Annotated in this window: 17 protein-coding genes and 1 pseudogene; 11 read left to right on the forward strand and 7 right to left on the reverse strand. The window is 63.5% G+C overall.

Going from position 1 to position 14869, the window contains the following annotated elements; genetic code table 11:
• Window positions 1-109: 109 nt before the first annotated feature.
• The 3 genes from E8E75_RS06275 to E8E75_RS06285 are packed head-to-tail and all read left to right on the forward strand — an operon-like array spanning window position 110 to window position 2977.
• Window positions 110-1237 (forward strand): GGDEF domain-containing protein, encoded by a 1128-nt coding sequence (locus tag E8E75_RS06275; RefSeq protein WP_153918596.1) that lies wholly within the window; start codon window positions 110-112, stop codon window positions 1235-1237.
• Window positions 1230-2171 carry an iron-sulfur-binding ferredoxin reductase gene (locus tag E8E75_RS06280; RefSeq protein ID WP_120654759.1) on the forward strand — a complete coding sequence of 314 codons (942 nt, stop codon included), beginning with the start codon at window positions 1230-1232 and terminating at the stop codon, window positions 2169-2171. The genes E8E75_RS06275 and E8E75_RS06280 overlap by 8 nt, the downstream gene beginning before the upstream one ends.
• Before the next feature lie 32 nt (window positions 2172-2203).
• Window positions 2204-2977: an enoyl-CoA hydratase gene (locus tag E8E75_RS06285; RefSeq protein WP_153918600.1), complete on the forward strand. Its 774-nt coding sequence runs from the start codon at window positions 2204-2206 to the stop codon at window positions 2975-2977.
• Between the two features lie 110 nt (window positions 2978-3087).
• Here E8E75_RS06285 and pyk read toward each other — a convergent pair whose 3' ends face one another.
• Together pyk and E8E75_RS06295 are read right to left on the reverse strand one after the other, a co-directional pair.
• Window positions 3088-4539: a pyruvate kinase gene (gene pyk / locus E8E75_RS06290; protein WP_120654761.1), complete on the reverse strand. Its 1452-nt coding sequence runs from the start codon at window positions 4537-4539 to the stop codon at window positions 3088-3090.
• A gap of 110 nt (window positions 4540-4649) precedes the next feature.
• Window positions 4650-5453, reverse strand: a complete 804-nt coding sequence (locus E8E75_RS06295) for a tetratricopeptide repeat protein (RefSeq protein WP_120654762.1) — start codon at window positions 5451-5453, stop codon at window positions 4650-4652.
• 169 nt (window positions 5454-5622) lie between these two features.
• Between E8E75_RS06295 and E8E75_RS06300 the strand changes: the two genes are divergently transcribed.
• From E8E75_RS06300 to E8E75_RS06310, 3 genes are all read left to right on the forward strand, one after another.
• On the forward strand, window positions 5623-5994 hold the full coding sequence (locus E8E75_RS06300) for a tetratricopeptide repeat protein (protein ID WP_120654763.1): 372 nt from the start codon (window positions 5623-5625) through the stop codon (window positions 5992-5994).
• 83 nt (window positions 5995-6077) lie between these two features.
• Window positions 6078-6500: a DUF4124 domain-containing protein gene (locus E8E75_RS06305; RefSeq protein WP_120654764.1), complete on the forward strand. Its 423-nt coding sequence runs from the start codon at window positions 6078-6080 to the stop codon at window positions 6498-6500.
• A 60-nt stretch (window positions 6501-6560) separates the two neighbouring features.
• Window positions 6561-6920 (forward strand): PilZ domain-containing protein, encoded by a 360-nt coding sequence (locus E8E75_RS06310; protein ID WP_077526741.1) that lies wholly within the window; start codon window positions 6561-6563, stop codon window positions 6918-6920.
• A 103-nt stretch (window positions 6921-7023) separates the two neighbouring features.
• Here the strand turns inward: E8E75_RS06310 and E8E75_RS06315 are convergent, their stop codons facing one another.
• Complete coding sequence (locus E8E75_RS06315) at window positions 7024-7527, reverse strand: L,D-transpeptidase family protein (protein ID WP_120654765.1); 504 nt, start codon at window positions 7525-7527, stop codon at window positions 7024-7026.
• 43 nt (window positions 7528-7570) lie between these two features.
• Window positions 7571-8125, reverse strand: coding sequence for an NUDIX hydrolase (locus tag E8E75_RS06320; protein WP_120654766.1), 555 nt, complete (start codon window positions 8123-8125; stop codon window positions 7571-7573).
• 169 nt (window positions 8126-8294) lie between these two features.
• On the opposite strand from E8E75_RS06320, the gene E8E75_RS06325 reads away from it, so the two are divergent.
• The 5 genes from E8E75_RS06325 to E8E75_RS06345 are packed head-to-tail and all read left to right on the forward strand — an operon-like array spanning window position 8295 to window position 11622.
• The gene (locus E8E75_RS06325; protein WP_153918602.1) at window positions 8295-8897 is read left to right on the forward strand and encodes a CoA pyrophosphatase; all 603 of its coding nucleotides are present in this window, start codon (window positions 8295-8297) and stop codon (window positions 8895-8897) included.
• A gap of 21 nt (window positions 8898-8918) precedes the next feature.
• Complete coding sequence (locus E8E75_RS06330; RefSeq protein WP_120654768.1) at window positions 8919-9443, forward strand: gamma carbonic anhydrase family protein; 525 nt, start codon at window positions 8919-8921, stop codon at window positions 9441-9443.
• Window positions 9443-9652 (forward strand): DUF1289 domain-containing protein, encoded by a 210-nt coding sequence (locus E8E75_RS06335; RefSeq protein WP_162945874.1) that lies wholly within the window; start codon window positions 9443-9445, stop codon window positions 9650-9652. Before E8E75_RS06330 ends, E8E75_RS06335 begins: the two co-directional genes overlap by 1 nt.
• 18 nt (window positions 9653-9670) lie before the next feature.
• Entirely contained in the window at window positions 9671-10852 is a 1182-nt protein-coding gene (purT, locus tag E8E75_RS06340) for a formate-dependent phosphoribosylglycinamide formyltransferase (RefSeq protein ID WP_120654770.1), read from the forward strand.
• Window positions 10849-11622 carry an SGNH/GDSL hydrolase family protein gene (locus E8E75_RS06345; protein WP_280358318.1) on the forward strand — a complete coding sequence of 258 codons (774 nt, stop codon included), beginning with the start codon at window positions 10849-10851 and terminating at the stop codon, window positions 11620-11622. The genes purT and E8E75_RS06345 overlap by 4 nt, the downstream gene beginning before the upstream one ends.
• On the opposite strand, the gene E8E75_RS06350 is transcribed toward E8E75_RS06345, so the two are convergent.
• The 3 genes and pseudogenes from E8E75_RS06350 to E8E75_RS06360 all read right to left on the reverse strand — a co-directional run bounded on the left by E8E75_RS06350 (window position 11612) and on the right by E8E75_RS06360 (window position 14817).
• On the reverse strand, window positions 11612-12925 hold the full coding sequence (locus tag E8E75_RS06350; RefSeq protein WP_153918606.1) for an MFS transporter: 1314 nt from the start codon (window positions 12923-12925) through the stop codon (window positions 11612-11614). The two genes, E8E75_RS06345 and E8E75_RS06350, sit on opposite strands and share 11 nt — an antisense overlap.
• 259 nt (window positions 12926-13184) lie before the next feature.
• Window positions 13185-13865: pseudogene (locus E8E75_RS06355) on the reverse strand (transporter associated domain-containing protein); the annotation flags it as partial.
• Window positions 13866-14016: 151 nt separating this feature from the next.
• Window positions 14017-14817, reverse strand: coding sequence for an inner membrane protein YpjD (locus E8E75_RS06360; protein WP_120654774.1), 801 nt, complete (start codon window positions 14815-14817; stop codon window positions 14017-14019).
• Between the last annotated feature and the right edge of the window lie 52 nt (window positions 14818-14869).

Here is a 14869-nt window from a genome sequence, read left to right on the forward strand (position 1 = left end):
AGTCGCCGGTAGTCGACCTTGGTCGGTTGTCGGCCACATCCTACAGGCTAGGAAATTTGTGATCACAGGCGTACATTGAAGGCATGGTGCCATTACGGGAAGGAGCCCCATGAGCCCATCCAGCCAGCGGGTCAGCCATAGAGCCTTGCAGAGTTTGCTGTTTAAGCGCTTCGGTATGGCAGTGGCTACCTACTCGATGGTCCTGCTTTTGTGCTGGGTCGCGATGATCGGTGGCTTGTTCCGGGTTTCGGCGAGCACCGCCCTGATCGGCTCCGGCTTCGTCGCCCTGTCCCAGTTCGTCCTGTTCTGGCTGTTCATGAGCGGGCACAACCTGCGCTTTTCCGATCCCAGCCTGACCGAGCCCCAGGTGCTGCTGGCGCTGGCCTGGAACACTTGGCTGATGTCCATGGTCGACACCGCGAGGGGGACACTGCTGGCGGTTTATGTGCTGATCATGATGTTTGGCGTATTCCAGCTCAAACCGCGGGTATTCGCCCGCTGCGCGGCAGTCGGCTTCTTTGCTTTCGCCGGCCTCAATCTGTTTGAAGCCTACTGGATGCGCTTGCCCGATCCGGCCCTGGCGTTGTTGCAGGTTTGCGTGCTGTTCGTGTTGATGGTCTGGCTGAGCTTGTTCGCCAGCTATGTCCAGGCGCTGCGCCAGCGCATGCGTCAACGTCGCTTTGCCCTCCAGGCGCACCAGGACACCCTGCGTGGAATGATGCGTCAGTTGGAGGACCTGGTAGCCACCGACGAGCTGACCGGGCTGTTCAATCGCCGTCATTTCCTACGCCTGGCCAGTCGCGAGCTGGAGAACCTGACGCCGAACCGCCGGCATGGGCTGGCGCTGATCGACCTGGACCATTTCAAGCGAATCAATGATGTCCATGGCCATGCCGCCGGTGATCGGGTGTTGCAGACGTTCGCCGCCGTCGCGCGGGCGTGCCTGCGTGATGGCGATGTGCTTGCGCGCTACGGCGGCGAGGAGTTTGTCCTGCTCCTGCCCAACTGCGATGCAGACCGCCTTACCGCTTGTTGCGAGCGCCTGCGCCAGGCCTTTGAACAGGCCGAGCCGGTGGGCGTGCAGGTTGAGCGGTTGAGTCTGTCGGCGGGTATGACTCTGCTGACGGCCGGCGACGATCTGGATGATGCGCTGCAGCGTGCGGATCAGGCACTCTATCGGGCGAAGCGCGGCGGACGTAACCGTTGCGATGCCGCCTGGGAGGGGCAGGGTGCCTGAACTTGAAGTTGCCGGAAAACACTGGAGCGTTGCACCTGCCAGCAACTTGCTGGATGCCCTGAATGCCGGCGGTTGCAACGTGCCCTTTAGCTGCCGCGCTGGCAGTTGCCACGCCTGCCTGGTTCGTTGCCTGTCTGGAGAACCGGCTGATGCCCTACCTGAGGCGCTGGATAGTGTCCGGCGTGCCGAAGGCTGGCGGTTGTCCTGCCAGTGCCTGGTAGTGCAGGACCTGGTGGTGGAGGTCTTCGATCCCGCTCGTGATGGTCTTGAGGCAGAAGTCGTCGGTATCGACTGGTTGGCTCCAGACGTCCTGCGCTTGCGGCTCGTGCCGCAGCGACCTCTGCGCTACAGCGCGGGTCAGCACCTTCTGCTATGGAACGACGAGGGTATTGCGCGGCCCTATTCCCTGGCCAGCCTGCCCGGTGTCGATGACTGCCTGGAATTTCATCTGGATTGCCGCAAGCCCGGCCTCTTCAGCGATCGGGCTCGTCGTCTGGCATTGGGCGAGAAGCTGCGCCTGGGCGAACTCCATGGCGGTGCACTTCACTACGATCCATCCTGGGATGCGCGGCCGCTACTGTTCCTCGCTTCGGGCACCGGTCTCGCGCCGCTCTGGGGGCTGCTGAGGGAGGCCTTGCGGCAGCATCACCAAGGCCCCATGCGCGTCATTCACCTGGCCCATGACGCCCAGGGCCACTACCTTGCCAACCCCCTTGCCGAGCTGGCCACAGCCCATCCAGGCCTGGAAGTCAGCCTGATCTCCCCGGCCGAGCTGCCAGAGGTTTTGGCGCAATTCCGCCTTGTTTCCCGCCAGACCATCGCCTTACTCTGCGGCCATCCTGCCAGCGTCGAAGAGTTTGCACGCCGGCTGTACCTGGCCGGCCTGCCCCGCAATCAGTTGCTGGCCGATACCTTCCTGACCCGCGAAGCGTGAAGTCGCGGGCCAACACCCATCGAGGATTTGCCATGAGCGAGCACATTCTGGTCGAGCGCGAACAGGGCCTGCTGACGCTGCGGATGAACCGTCCGGACAAGAAGAATGCCCTGACCCGTGCCATGTACAGCGGCATGGCCGAAGTGCTGGACGCCGCGCGAAACGATGCTGGCGTACGTGTCGTGCTGATCACCGGCAGCGAGGAGTGCTTCACCAGCGGCAACGACATCGTGGACTTTCTGCAGGAACCGCCGAGCGGGATGGGCAGCCCGGTGTTCCAGTTCATGCGCGCGCTGTTCGACTTTCCCAAGCCTGTGGTGGCGGCGGTAAGTGGTCCGGCGGTAGGCATTGGCACAACCTTGTTGCTGCATTGCGATCTGGTCTACGTGAGCTGCGATGCCAAGCTGAAGATGCCATTCGTCAGCCTTGGCCTCTGCCCCGAATTCGGTTCCAGCTTGATCCTGCCGCGTCTGCTCGGTCACGCGAAGGCGTCGGAGTTGCTGCTTTTGGGTGAAGGCTTCACGGGTGAGCAGGCTGCCAGCTGGGGTATCGCCAACGCTGCACTGGAAAATGGGGCTGCGACTCTGGCCCGCGCGCGCGAGGCCGCACTGCGATTCCTCGACCTGGCGCCCTCGGCACTGGCGGTGAGCAAGCGCCTGATGCAGGCGCCGGGCCGCGAAGAGTTGCGCCGGGTGATCGCGGAAGAGGGCGAGATGTTCAGCCAGCGCCTGCGTTCGCCTGAGGCGGTGGAAGCGCTGTCGGCCTTCACCCAGCGACGCAAGCCGGATTTCTCGAAGTTTGTATGAGGCTGCGAGAGCCGCTGTAGGGGAATCGATGCTGTAGGGGCGAATGAATTCGCCCCTACAAGAAAGCCAAAAGCCGCCCCGAAGGGCGGCTTTTTTCGTTCCAGGCCAGGTCAGACCAGCAGGTCGCCGACGTGGAGGATCTTCATGGTGTTGGTGCCGCCCTGGGTGGTGTAGCTGTCACCCTTGGTCAGGATCACCCAGTCACCCTTGGTCACCACGCCGCGTTGCAGCAGTTCGTCCACGGCCATCTGGCTGACCTTCTCCGGGGGCAGTGCGGCGGCGTCGAAGGGGATGGTCTCCACGCCACGGAACAGCGCCACGCGGGCCTGGGTCTCGCGGTGAGGCGAGTAGGCGAAGATCGGCACCGAGGAGCGGATGCGCGACATGATCAACGGTGTGTAGCCGCTTTCAGTCAGGCAAATGATGGCCTTGATACCTGGGAAGTGGTTGGCGGTGTACATCGACGCCAAGGCAATGCTCTCGTCGCAGCGGTCGAAGGTCTGACCGATGCGGTGGTGGGAGCGGCGGGTATCCGGGTGCTTCTCGGCGCCCTGGCAAATACGCGCCATGGCTTGCACGGCCTCGACCGGGTACTCGCCAGCGGCGCTTTCGGCCGAAAGCATCACGGCGTCGGTGTAGTCGAGCACGGCGTTGGCTACGTCCGAAACTTCGGCGCGGGTCGGCATCGGGCTGTGGATCATCGACTCCATCATCTGGGTCGCGGTGATCACGGCTTTGTTGTAGCGGCGGGCATGCAGGATGATCTTCTTCTGGATACCCACCAGTTCGGCGTCGCCGATTTCCACGCCGAGGTCGCCACGGGCCACCATGACGGCGTCGCTGGCGCGGATCAGGCCGTCGAGGGCCTCGTCGTCGGCCACGGCTTCGGCGCGTTCGATCTTGGCCACCAGCCAGGCCTTGCCACCGGCTTCGTCGCGCAGGCGGCGGGCCAGCTCCATGTCTGCGGCGTCACGGGGGAACGAGACGGCCAGGTAATCCAGTTCCATTTCCGCGGCCAGCTTGATGTCGGCCTTGTCCTTGGCGGTCAGCGCGGGTGCAGTCAGGCCGCCGCCGCGACGGTTGATGCCCTTGTGGTCGGACAGCGGACCGCCGATCAGTACGGTGCAATGCAGTTCGTCAGCGGTGGTGGCGACGACGCGCATCACCACGCGACCGTCGTCCAGCAGCAGCTCGTCGCCGACGCCGCAATCCTTGATCAGGTCCGGGTAGTCGATGCCCACCACTTCCTGGTCGCCGGCGTCACGCGGATGGGTGACGGAGAAGCGGAAGCTGTCGCCTTCCTTCAGTTCGATGCGTTTGTTGGCGAACTTGGCGATGCGGATCTTCGGGCCTTGCAGGTCGCCGAGCAGCGCGACGAAACGGCCGTGCTTGGCGGCCAGTTCGCGGACCAGGCGGGCGCGTGCCTTGTGTTCCTCGGGGCTACCGTGGGAGAAGTTCAGGCGGGCGACGTTCAGCCCCGCGACGATCAGTTGCTCCAGGACCTCCGGGGAGTTGCTGGCCGGGCCGAGGGTGGCGACGATTTTGGTACGGCGAAAAGGCATGCGAAGACTCCATTTTTCAAGCAGAGCGCGAGGCTACTACGCGAGAAAACTGTAGTCATTGTTCCTTTGCACTACCCGCTGAATTGTTTCAGGTGGGCCGCTGGGCGGCGCTACGGACGACTCTGATTGAGGGCCTGGTCGAGGTGCTGCGAAGCCTTGCTGGCCAGGTCGCTGTCGGGGAACTGCACCAGTAGCCGGCGGAAATAGCCAATGGCCTTGTCGCGACTGGCGTGGGGATTGTCCGGCGCCAGGTACATCAGGCCCAGTTGATAGAGCGCCTTCTCCTTGATGTCAGGCTGTACGTGGGCGTCGGACAGTGCCAGCAGGTAGAGCTCCTCGGCTTCGGCCACGCGGTCCTTGAGTACTGCCCGGCGTGAAAGCAGGGTCATGTCCGGATCCAGTCCCGGCTTGTAGAGATCGAGGTTGTTGCTTGGCTGCCAGGTGGCGAGGAGTTCGCGGGACGTCTTCTGCACTGGCTCCCCGGCCCGCTGGCGAATGACCAGAATGCGCGCTTCGGCGCGTTGAGCCGCGCGGCTGCTGGGAAATTCGTCGAGCACCCGCTCCAGGTAGCCCAGCGCCTTGGCATCGTTGCGCTGCTCGTTGTAACGGCTCATATAGATCAGGCCGATCTGGTAGAGGCTGATGGCGCGTACGTCGTCGCTGAACTTGTCGTCGCGGTAGCCGACCAGATACAGCTCTTCCGCCTCCGGACTCTTCGCGTCGCGGATGGCCATGGCGCTGTAGGTCAGCAGATCGCCTTCTTCCTCTACTGCCGCGGCCATCCGATTGCTTTTCATGGTCTTGTACTCCACCACCTCGTTGGTGGTGACCTGGGCAATGAATAGCGGAGTGGTGGGCGAGCAGGCGCCCAGTAGCAGGCACAGGGCGAGAAGGGTGGGGCGCGTGGAGTGCATGGCGGGAGCGTGTCCTTGGGCGACTTCCGCAGTCTAGCAGTGGCCGCTTGCCCTCCGAGTCGCGCGCCAGCAGGACCAATCGGAGGTTATGCTTTGCACTTCTCGTTCGCCCAACGGCCTGAAGAAGCGGCGCTCCCAGCCGATATCCCGTGGGACGGAGGAATTACCCATGAGAACCCTGATCATCCTGACCCTGTTGGTGGCCGTGGGCGGTTGCACCCGCTGGTCCCTCGACCATCACCTGAACAGCGCCTACCGCTCCTACGAGAAGGGGGATTGCGAGGATGTGATGCTCGAGCTGTCCAAGGCAGAGCGCAAAAGCCGGTCCCGCCAGTACCTGCAACCGGAAATCTCTCTGTTGCGCGGCCAGTGCCTGGAGCGCCAGAGACTGTTCGTCGATGCAGCGCAGACTTACCAGTTCATCATCGCCCGCTATCCCACCAGCGAGTACGCCTATCGGGCCAAGGCCCGCTTGGAGACCCTGGAGCAGCTCGGCCACCTTGGCGGCAGCGCTGCCCGCGCCAGCGCCACACCGCTCTGACCCGTAACCCGGCCGTCGGTCGTTGTCAGCTTGAGCTGCGTTCGGCCGGGGCTAAGCTGTGCGTCAATCCGAGGAACCCTGGAATGCGCCACCTGCTGTGCTGCCTGTTGCTGGTTCCGGCCATCGCCGGTGCAGAGATCTATCGCTGGACTGATGCCCAGGGACAGGTGCATTTCAGCGAGACGCCCGGGGAGGGAGCCGAGCCGGTCTCGGTGAAGCCCCAGGTGGTGGAGCGTGACCAGGCGACTCGTGAGCGCGAGGCGCGCACCGCGAAATTCTTCGATGCGCGCCGCCAGGAAAAGGCCGCTGCAGCTGACCAGGCCACGGAGGCTCGGGAGAAGCAGCAGAGAAGGTGCGGCCAGTTGCGTTCGCAGCAGGACCAGCTAAGTCGCGGCGGCCCGTTTTACCGGGTCGACGAGCGTGGCGAACGTCAGTACTACACTGATGAAGAGATCGAAACCTTCCATCGCAAGCTCGGCGAGAACATCTCCCGCGATTGCAATTGAAGGTTGGTCTGGGGTTACAACGAGTTCATACTGAAGTGCCACCAATAGCGATTTGATATCATGCCGACCAAGCGCCATATCGAACGCCATCAGTTGCCTTATTACCTGAAGGTGTTCAATCGCATCACCGACAAGCCCATGGGTTACCTGGGCAATGTTTCGATGGACGGCCTGATGCTGATCAGTCAGCTGCCCATGCTGGTGGGCGCGCGCTTCGACATGCAGCTGAAGATTCCGGGCAAGGATGGGCAGCTGCACTTCATCGATTTCTATGCCACCTGCCAGTGGTGCCATGAGGACGTGACTCCCGGGCATTACGATTCCGGCTTCTCGCTGGTTGCGCCGCCGTCGGAGTATGCCGACCTGATCGATGCCCTGCGTTTCTATTTCAGCTTTCGTCCTTTGGCCGCCTCGGCCTGAGTCTGCCTGAAAAAAGGTTGCCAGCCTGCTTCGAACTTTCCCTGATTCGTGCAATGGAAAATAAAAAAGGCGCCATTTGGCGCCTTTTTCGCAGCAGATCGACTCAGGGGCGGATTTCGATCAGCGTGCCATCTTTCACCAGGCTCCAGATTTCGCGCATGTCAGAGTTCTTCATGGCGATGCAGCCTTCGGTCCAGTCCAGGCTGTGGAAGTACCACTCGGGGTATTCCTCATCGAGCGGGGTGCCGTGGATCATGATCATGCCGCCCGGCGGCACGCCCTTGTCCCGTGCCTTGGCGGCGTCGCGGGCGTTGGGGTAGGAGATGTGCATGGCCAGGTTGAATTTGTCGCTGGTCTTTCGCCAGTCGATCCAATAGAAGCCCTCGGGAGTGCGCTGGTCTCCTTCACGCAGCTTGGGGCCAAGCGGTTGCTTGCCAAGGGAGATGCGGTAGGACTTGAGAATGTCGCCGCGATTCATCAGTAGCAGCTTGCGCTCCGATTTCACCACCAGGACCTTGTCGATGGATTTTTCACCCATAGTCGGCGTAGTGCTCGCTTGGGCGAGAGCGGCAAGGCTCATGGAAAGTACGACTAGCAACCAGCGCATCGGCACAACAACCCCACAGTGTTCAAGTAAGCAGATATAGCGGTCAGGCTTTTTTGTAGTAGGCCCGCAACGGCGCGAGCGGCTCGTTGCGCACCGGGAAGACCTGCCCGGTGCGGTCGGCGAAGTAGCATTCTAAGGTACGGCCCACGGTCGGAAAAGCCAGCTCCGACCAGGGAATATCCTGTTCGAGGAAGAGGCGCACTTCCAGGCTTTCGTCACCGGCGGCGAAGTTCAGATCGACCAGTTCGGCGCGGAAGAAGGTGTACACCTGGCTGATGTGCGGCAGGTCGAACAGCGTGTAAAGGCTGAGATTGCTCACCCGCGCGCAGGCTTCTTCGAGTGTTTCGCGGGCGGCGGCCTGCTCCATGGTCTCGCCGTTCTCCATGAAGCCGGCGGGAAGGGTCCAGTAGCCCTTGCGCGGGTCGATGGCGCGGCGGCAGAGCAGTACCTGCTCGCCCCAAACCGGCAGGCAGCCGGCGACGATGCGCGGGTTCTGGTAGTGGATCGTGTGGCAACTGTCGCACACGTAGCGCAGGCGGTTGTCTCCGTCGGGGATGCGCTGGGCGATCGGGCCGCCGCACTGGCTGCAGTATTTCATCGTGGTTCCTCGGGGGCAGGAGCTCATCTTGGCGCGGCACGGTGTCGCACGGCAAGCGACGTACCGGGCAAACCAAAGGTGGTGAATGGTGCGACCTGTCGGCGTGGGACTTGGGCGTCCCACAGGTTCATGCCATGATGCCCGGCAGTCGAGAACAACGAGAAAATCCATGCTGGATGACCTGCTCCGTCGTGTGCAGAGCTACTCCCCGAGAACCCTGGAAACCGATCACGACTTCCCCGAAGCGGCGGTACTGGTGCCTATCACTCGCAGCGACGAGCCTGAGCTTGTCCTGACGTTGCGCGCCAGTGGCCTGTCGACCCATGGCGGCGAGGTGGCCTTTCCCGGCGGTCGTCGCGACCCCGAGGATGCGGACCTGATCCACACCGCCCTGCGCGAAGCGGAGGAAGAAGTGGGCCTGCCACCAGGGCTGGTGGAGGTCATCGGCCCGCTCAGCCCCCTGGTTTCCCGCCATGGCATAAAGGTCACACCTTATGTCGGGCTGGTTCCGGACTTCGTCCAGTACAAGGCCAACGATGGGGAGATCGACTCGGTCTTCAGCGTGCCGCTCGTGTTCTTTCGCGACGATCCGCGACAGGTGACCCACCGCATCGACTACCTCGGCCGCAGCTGGTACGTACCCAGCTATCAGTACGGCGAATACAAGATCTGGGGCCTGACGGCGATCATGGTCATCGAACTGGTCAACCTGGTCTATGACGCTGGAATCGATATGACTCGCGCCCCCGCGAGCTTCATAAAACTCAAATAAGCCCCGTTTGAGGAGCGCCTGATGAAATACCGCCTTGGAACCTCCCAGGTCGAAACCCATCCCGAGAGCTGGGTCGCACCTAATGCCACCCTGGTGGGCAAGGTGCGCCTGGATGCCGGTGCCAGCATCTGGTTCGGCGCCGTGCTGCGCGGTGACAACGAGCTGATCCACATCGGTGAGAACAGTAACGTCCAGGATGGCACGGTGATGCACACCGATATGGGCTATCCGCTGAACATCGGCCGCTCCGTCACCATCGGCCACAACGCCATGCTGCACGGCTGTTCGGTGGGTGATTTCAGTCTCATCGGCATCAACGCCGTGGTGCTCAACGGCGCGAAGATCGGCAAGTACTGCATCATCGGCGCTAACGCACTGATCCCCGAAGGCAAGGAAATTCCCGATGGTTCGCTCGTCATGGGCGCTCCCGGCAAGGTGGTGCGCGAGCTGACCGAGCAACAGAAGAAGATGCTCGAAGCCAGTGCCGCCCACTACGTACACAATGCCCAGCGCTACGCCCGCGATCTGGCCGAGCAGGACGACTGATGGACGCCGAACGCCCCGTCCGCTCCCCCTGCGTGCAAGTCTGCGTGCTGGACGACCATGACATCTGCGGCGGCTGCCAACGCAGCGCCGACGAAATCACCCGCTGGGGCCGCATGGACAATGCCGAGCGCCGCGAAGTCCTGGCCCGCTGCTTCGAGCGCGCCAAGGCCAGCGGCCAGTTCATCAGCACTCCGCCCCAGGCTTCTTGACTCCCCCGAGGAAACGACATGTCCCGTATTGGAACCCCCTTGTCGCCCAGCGCGACCCGTGTGCTGCTGTGTGGCTCCGGCGAACTCGGCAAGGAGGTGGTGATCGAACTGCAGCGCCTCGGCTGTGAAGTGATCGCCGTTGACCGTTATGCCGATGCACCGGCCATGCAGGTGGCCCACCGCAGCCACGTCATCAGCATGCTTGACGGTGCTGCCCTGCGCGCAGTGATCGAGCAGGAGAAGCCGCATTACATCGTGCCGGAGATCGAGGCCATCGCCACCGCGACTCTGGTCGAACTGGAGGCCGAAGGCTTCACCGTGGTGCCCACCGCCCGTGCGGCCCAGTTGACGATGAACCGGGAAGGTATCCGCCGTCTCGCCGCCGAGGAGCTGGGCGTGCCCACCTCGCCCTATCATTTCGCCGATACCTTCGAGGATTACAGCGCGGCAGTGGCCAGCGTCGGCTATCCCTGCGTGGTCAAGCCGATCATGAGTTCCTCCGGTAAAGGCCAGTCAGTGCTCAAATCCGACGCAGATCTGAAGGCCGCCTGGGACTACGCCCAGGAAGGTGGCCGCGCCGGCAAAGGGCGGGTCATCGTCGAAGGTTTCATCGACTTCGAGTACGAGATAACCCTGCTCACCGTGCGCCACATCGGCGGTACCAGCTTCTGCGCGCCTATCGGCCATCGCCAGGTGAAGGGCGACTACCACGAATCCTGGCAGCCCCAGGCCATGAATCCGAAGGCCCTGGCCGAGTCGGAGCGTATTGCCCAGCTAGTGACCGAAGCCCTGGGTGGCCGAGGCCTGTTCGGCGTCGAACTGTTCATCAAGGGCGACCAGGTGTGGTTCAGCGAGGTTTCGCCGCGTCCCCACGATACCGGCCTGGTGACCCTGATTTCCCAGGACTTGTCCGAATTCGCCCTGCACGCGCGAGCCATTCTTGGCCTGCCGATCCCGGCTATTCGCCAGATGGGGCCGTCCGCTTCGGCGGTGATCCTGGTCGAGGGCAAGTCCAGCCAGGTCAGCTTCGGCAATCTGGGCGCTGCGCTCAGCGAGCCGGATACCGCGCTGCGCCTGTTCGGCAAACCGGAAGTGGATGGCCAGCGCCGCATGGGCGTTGCCCTGGCGCGGGACGAGTCCACCGACTTGGCGCGGGCCAAGGCGACCCGGTCCGCCCAGGCGGTCGACATCAAGCTGTGATGCGCCTGGCCACGCTGTGCTGGTGGGTAGCGGCGTTGCCGCTGTTACCCTTAGCACTGCCCATGGCCATGCACACTCGTCGCACCGCCCTGCGCCTGGCACCGGCCGCTGGCTCGGAGTGCGGGCTTGCCGGAAGCGAGCTGCAAGGCGATCCCCTCCGGCTTTTATTGATTGGTGAATCCACCGTCGCCGGTGTCGGCGCGTCCTGCCTGGACTTCGCCCTGGCTGGTCAGCTGGCAGCCGCTCTGGCCTTGCGCCTGCGGCGCCCTGTGGCCTGGCGTGCCTGCGGCGAGAATGGCATCACCGCCGGCGAGGCCCTGAAGCGCTTGCTGCCGCAAGCGGCAGATGAACCCGTTGATCTGGTGCTGCTGGTCTTCGGCGTCAACGACACCACTCATTTCAGCTCCAGCCGTAGTTGGCAGGAGGCCCTGAATGGGATGGCTCGGCATTTCGTAGAGCGTGGCGCGCAAGTCGCCCTGGCCGGCGTGCCGCCGCTGCAGCATTTCACTGCATTGCCCTGGCTGTTGCGCCAGTTGCTCGGCTGGCGGGCCAGGCTGCTGGACCGTCAACTGCGAGCGTTGGCTGAGCGTGAGGGGCTGGTCTGTTGTGCCACCAGTCTGGAAATGCGCCCGGAGTTTCTGGCGTTGGATGGCTACCATCCTTCCGCACTTGGTTATCGCGTCTGGGGCGAGTCACTGGCGGACTGGTTCGTCGCCTCGGCCCAACCGTCTCCGGAGGCGGAGGGCCTGGCGCTCGACCTTAGCGTGTGAGGCTGAGGTCGCTGTCGCGGGTTTCCTTCAGGCAGAGGACGGCCAGCAGGCTGATTACTGCCGCTATCGACACATAGCCCCCGACCCAGCTCAGGCCACCCATGGCGACCAGCTTCTGTGCGAAGAAGGGTGCCACCGAGGCGCCGACTATGCCCCCCAGGTTGTAGGCCGCCGAAGCGCCGGTGTAGCGCACGCGAGTTGGAAACAGCTCCGGCAGCAATGCTCCCATGGGTGCGAAGGTCACGCCCATCAGGAACAGCTCGATGCAGAGGAACAGCGCCACGCCGTAGGCCGAGCCCTGGGTCAGCAGGGGTTCCATGGTGAATCCGGAGAGGATCGCCAGTAGCGTGCCGCCGATCAGCACCGGCTTGCGCCCGAAACGATCGCTGAGCCAGGCGGATATCGGCGTCGCGAGGGCCATGAAGAGCACTGCAAAGCAGAGCAGGGCGAGGAAGGTCTCGCGGCTGTAGCCCAGGGTGGACACCCCGTAGCTCAGGGAGAAGACCGTGGAGATGTAGAACAGTGCGTAGCACACCACCATGGCCAGGGCGCCGAGAAGCACGGGCCGCCAGTGTCCGGAGAAGGTGTCCAGCAGTGGCACGCGGGATTTCTCCTGGCGGGCCATGGCTTGGGCGAAGACCGGCGTTTCTTCCAGCTTCAGCCGCACATAGAGGCCGACTACTACCAGCACGGCGCTGAGCAGGAAGGGAATGCGCCAGCCCCAGCTGCGGAACTGCTCGTCATCGAGCCCCATGGCCAGACCGAGGAACAGACCGTTGGCGGCGAGGAAGCCGATGGATGGGCCGAGTTGTGGGAACATGCCATACCAGGCTCGTTTCCCGGGCGGAGCGTTTTCCGTGGCGAGTAACGCCGCACCACCCCATTCGCCACCCAGCCCGAGGCCTTGGCCGAAACGCAGCAGGCACAACAGGATGGGCGCCCAGGCACCGATGCTCTCGTAACCGGGTAGTACGCCGATCAGGGTGGTGGACACGCCCATCAGCAGCAGTGAGGCGACCAGGGTGGACTTGCGCCCGATGCGATCGCCGAAATGGCCGAACAGCGCCGAGCCCAGCGGGCGGGCGAGGAAGGCTATGCCGAAGGTGAGGAAGGCCGAAAGCATCTGCGCGGTGCTGGAGGTCTGCGGAAAGAACACCGGACCAATCACCAGCGCGGCGGCGGTGGCATAGACATAGAAATCATAGAACTCGATGGCGGTGCCGATGAAGCTGGCGGTCGCTACCCGCACCGGGGAGTTGGCCGGTTGGGTGCCCGGGGTGTCGCTCAGGGCGGCGCTGGTCATCTGTGGATATCCCTTTGCATGGGCCGGACGTGCTCCTTGCGGGATGCCCGGCGGGTCTCTGGAGCTGGCGATCGCTGAGGGATGGGCTGATGGCGCTGTGTCGCCATCGAATCCCGGGCTGCAGGCGGGTGGCCGCGGCGGATGGTTCTCAGGTGGTCGCAGAGTGCGGCCGGTGGCGCGGCGTCGCGGGTGGCGACTGTGGCCGGAGGAGGGCGGGTAAGCCCGGGTCGATTATAGGAAGGGGCCCCGGCCGGGACTACTAGGCCTTTGGCGTAAGTCCGGCGCGCCAGGCGAGCACACGCTGTACGCGGTTGTCGCCGGACTGGAGGATTTCCAGGCGGTACGGGCCGACCTTCAGGCACACGCTTGAGTCGGGAATCTGCTCCAAGGCTTCGGTGATCAGGCCGTTGAGGGTCTTCGGCCCGTCGCAAGGGAGGTGCCAGCCGAGCACCCGATTCAGTTCGCGCAGATGAAGCGCACCGTCGAGCTCGTAGTGGCCGTCATCGCGCGATTGGATGCCGGGATTGGGAGCGAAGTCTTCCAGGCTGCCGAACTCGCCCACCAGCTCCTGGAAGATGTCTTCCAGGCTGACCAGGCCCACCACATCGCCGTACTCGTCGACCACGATGCCGAGGCGGCGCTTCTGCTTCTGGAAGTTCACCAGCTGCGTCAGCAATGGCGTGCTTTCCGGCACGAAGTAGGTTTCCCGGCTGACTGCCAGCAGCGATTCGGCGCTGGGCCTGCCCTCCGCCAGCAGGCGCGGTAGCTGGCGCAGGTGGAGGATGCCTTCGATCTGGTTGATGTCTTCGCGATACAGCGGCAGGCGAGTGTGGGTGGCGTTCTGCAGTTGGGCGATGAGCTCGTCTTGCGACGTGTCCAGGTCGATCCCCTGGATTTCGCTTCGGGGAATCATGATGGAACTGATACTGACCCGTTGCAGAGCATCGGTCACAGCAACCGGCAACCGCGATTGCGGCTGGATCTCCACGCCATGGCGGCGGCGTGTCGTCAGCCATGCGACCAGCGCGCCGGCTACCAGGGAGAGAGTGATTCCGAGGAGGAGGCCGGCGAGCAGTCCGTGCATGGGATAGTCAGACGTGAAGGATGAATTCGCGGACCAGCTTGCTGCCGAAATACGCCAGCATCAGCAGGCAGAAGCCCGCAAGGGTCCACCGTATGGCCTTGTGCCCGCGCCAGCCGAGCTGGTGGCGGCCCCACAGCAACACCCCGAACACGACCCAGGCGATGCAGGAAAGGATGGTCTTGTGCGCCAGGTGCTGGGCGAACAGGTTGTCCACGAACACCCAACCTGAGATCAGCGACAGCGACAGCAGGCACCAGCCGGCCCACAGGAAGCCGAACAGCAGGCTTTCCATGGTTTGCAGGGCAGGGAAGTTCTTTATCAGTCCGGAAGGATGCTTGTGCTTGAGCTGGTGGTCCTGCAGCAGCAACAGCAGCGCCTGGAACACCGCCATGGTCAGAAGGCCGTAGGCCAGGATGGACAGCAGGATATGCGCAAGGATGCCCGGCTCTTCATTGATGGCCTGGGACGTGCCGCCCGGCACCAGTACCGCCGCCAGCACCGTCAGGGTGCCAAGAGGCAGCAGCAGGAGCAGCAGGTTCTCGATGGGAATCCGCGCGACCGCCACGATGGTCAGCAGAATCACCGCTGCGGCGATCAGGCTGGCGGCATTGAAGAAGTCCAGGTAGAGCCCGGCAGGGGTTATCAACTGGAGGAAAAGTGCAGTGCAATGGGCGAGCAGGGCCAGGCCGCTGCCGAGGATCAGCAGACGTTTGTCCGGCGTAGTGCGCTGGCTGAGGCGAAAGCCGTGGTAGCCAGTGGTGCCCATATAGAGGAATGCAGCCAGGAGGCTGGGCAGCAGAGGGTGCATAAGTCCTTGTAAGGCAAGCCCGAAAGGCAGTGAGTGTGGCATACAAGGCTTG

Origin of the sequence: Pseudomonas sp. BN606, from assembly GCF_029873115.1 — a bacterium.
Classification (GTDB): domain Bacteria; phylum Pseudomonadota; class Gammaproteobacteria; order Pseudomonadales; family Pseudomonadaceae; genus Metapseudomonas.

Bases quoted from the DNA above. Each gene is read 5' to 3' on its own strand.
- E8E75_RS06350 (WP_153918606.1), bottom strand. From the start codon at position 12,925: ATGACCAGCGCCGCCCTGAGCGACACCCCGGGCACCCAACCGGCCAAC.
- E8E75_RS06285 (WP_153918600.1), top strand. From the start codon at position 2,204: ATGAGCGAGCACATTCTGGTCGAGCGCGAACAGGGCCTGCTGACGCTG.
- pyk (WP_120654761.1), bottom strand. From the start codon at position 4,539: ATGCCTTTTCGCCGTACCAAAATCGTCGCCACCCTCGGCCCGGCCAGC.
- E8E75_RS06315 (WP_120654765.1), bottom strand. From the start codon at position 7,527: ATGCGCTGGTTGCTAGTCGTACTTTCCATGAGCCTTGCCGCTCTCGCC.
- E8E75_RS06360 (WP_120654774.1), bottom strand. From the start codon at position 14,817: ATGCACCCTCTGCTGCCCAGCCTCCTGGCTGCATTCCTCTATATGGGC.
- E8E75_RS06300 (WP_120654763.1), top strand. From the start codon at position 5,623: ATGAGAACCCTGATCATCCTGACCCTGTTGGTGGCCGTGGGCGGTTGC.
- E8E75_RS06335 (WP_162945874.1), top strand. From the start codon at position 9,443: ATGGACGCCGAACGCCCCGTCCGCTCCCCCTGCGTGCAAGTCTGCGTG.
- purT (WP_120654770.1), top strand. From the start codon at position 9,671: ATGTCCCGTATTGGAACCCCCTTGTCGCCCAGCGCGACCCGTGTGCTG.
- E8E75_RS06325 (WP_153918602.1), top strand. From the start codon at position 8,295: ATGCTGGATGACCTGCTCCGTCGTGTGCAGAGCTACTCCCCGAGAACC.
- E8E75_RS06310 (WP_077526741.1), top strand. From the start codon at position 6,561: ATGCCGACCAAGCGCCATATCGAACGCCATCAGTTGCCTTATTACCTG.
- E8E75_RS06320 (WP_120654766.1), bottom strand. From the start codon at position 8,125: ATGAAATACTGCAGCCAGTGCGGCGGCCCGATCGCCCAGCGCATCCCC.
- E8E75_RS06330 (WP_120654768.1), top strand. From the start codon at position 8,919: ATGAAATACCGCCTTGGAACCTCCCAGGTCGAAACCCATCCCGAGAGC.
- E8E75_RS06275 (WP_153918596.1), top strand. From the start codon at position 110: ATGAGCCCATCCAGCCAGCGGGTCAGCCATAGAGCCTTGCAGAGTTTG.
- E8E75_RS06305 (WP_120654764.1), top strand. From the start codon at position 6,078: ATGCGCCACCTGCTGTGCTGCCTGTTGCTGGTTCCGGCCATCGCCGGT.
- E8E75_RS06295 (WP_120654762.1), bottom strand. From the start codon at position 5,453: ATGCACTCCACGCGCCCCACCCTTCTCGCCCTGTGCCTGCTACTGGGC.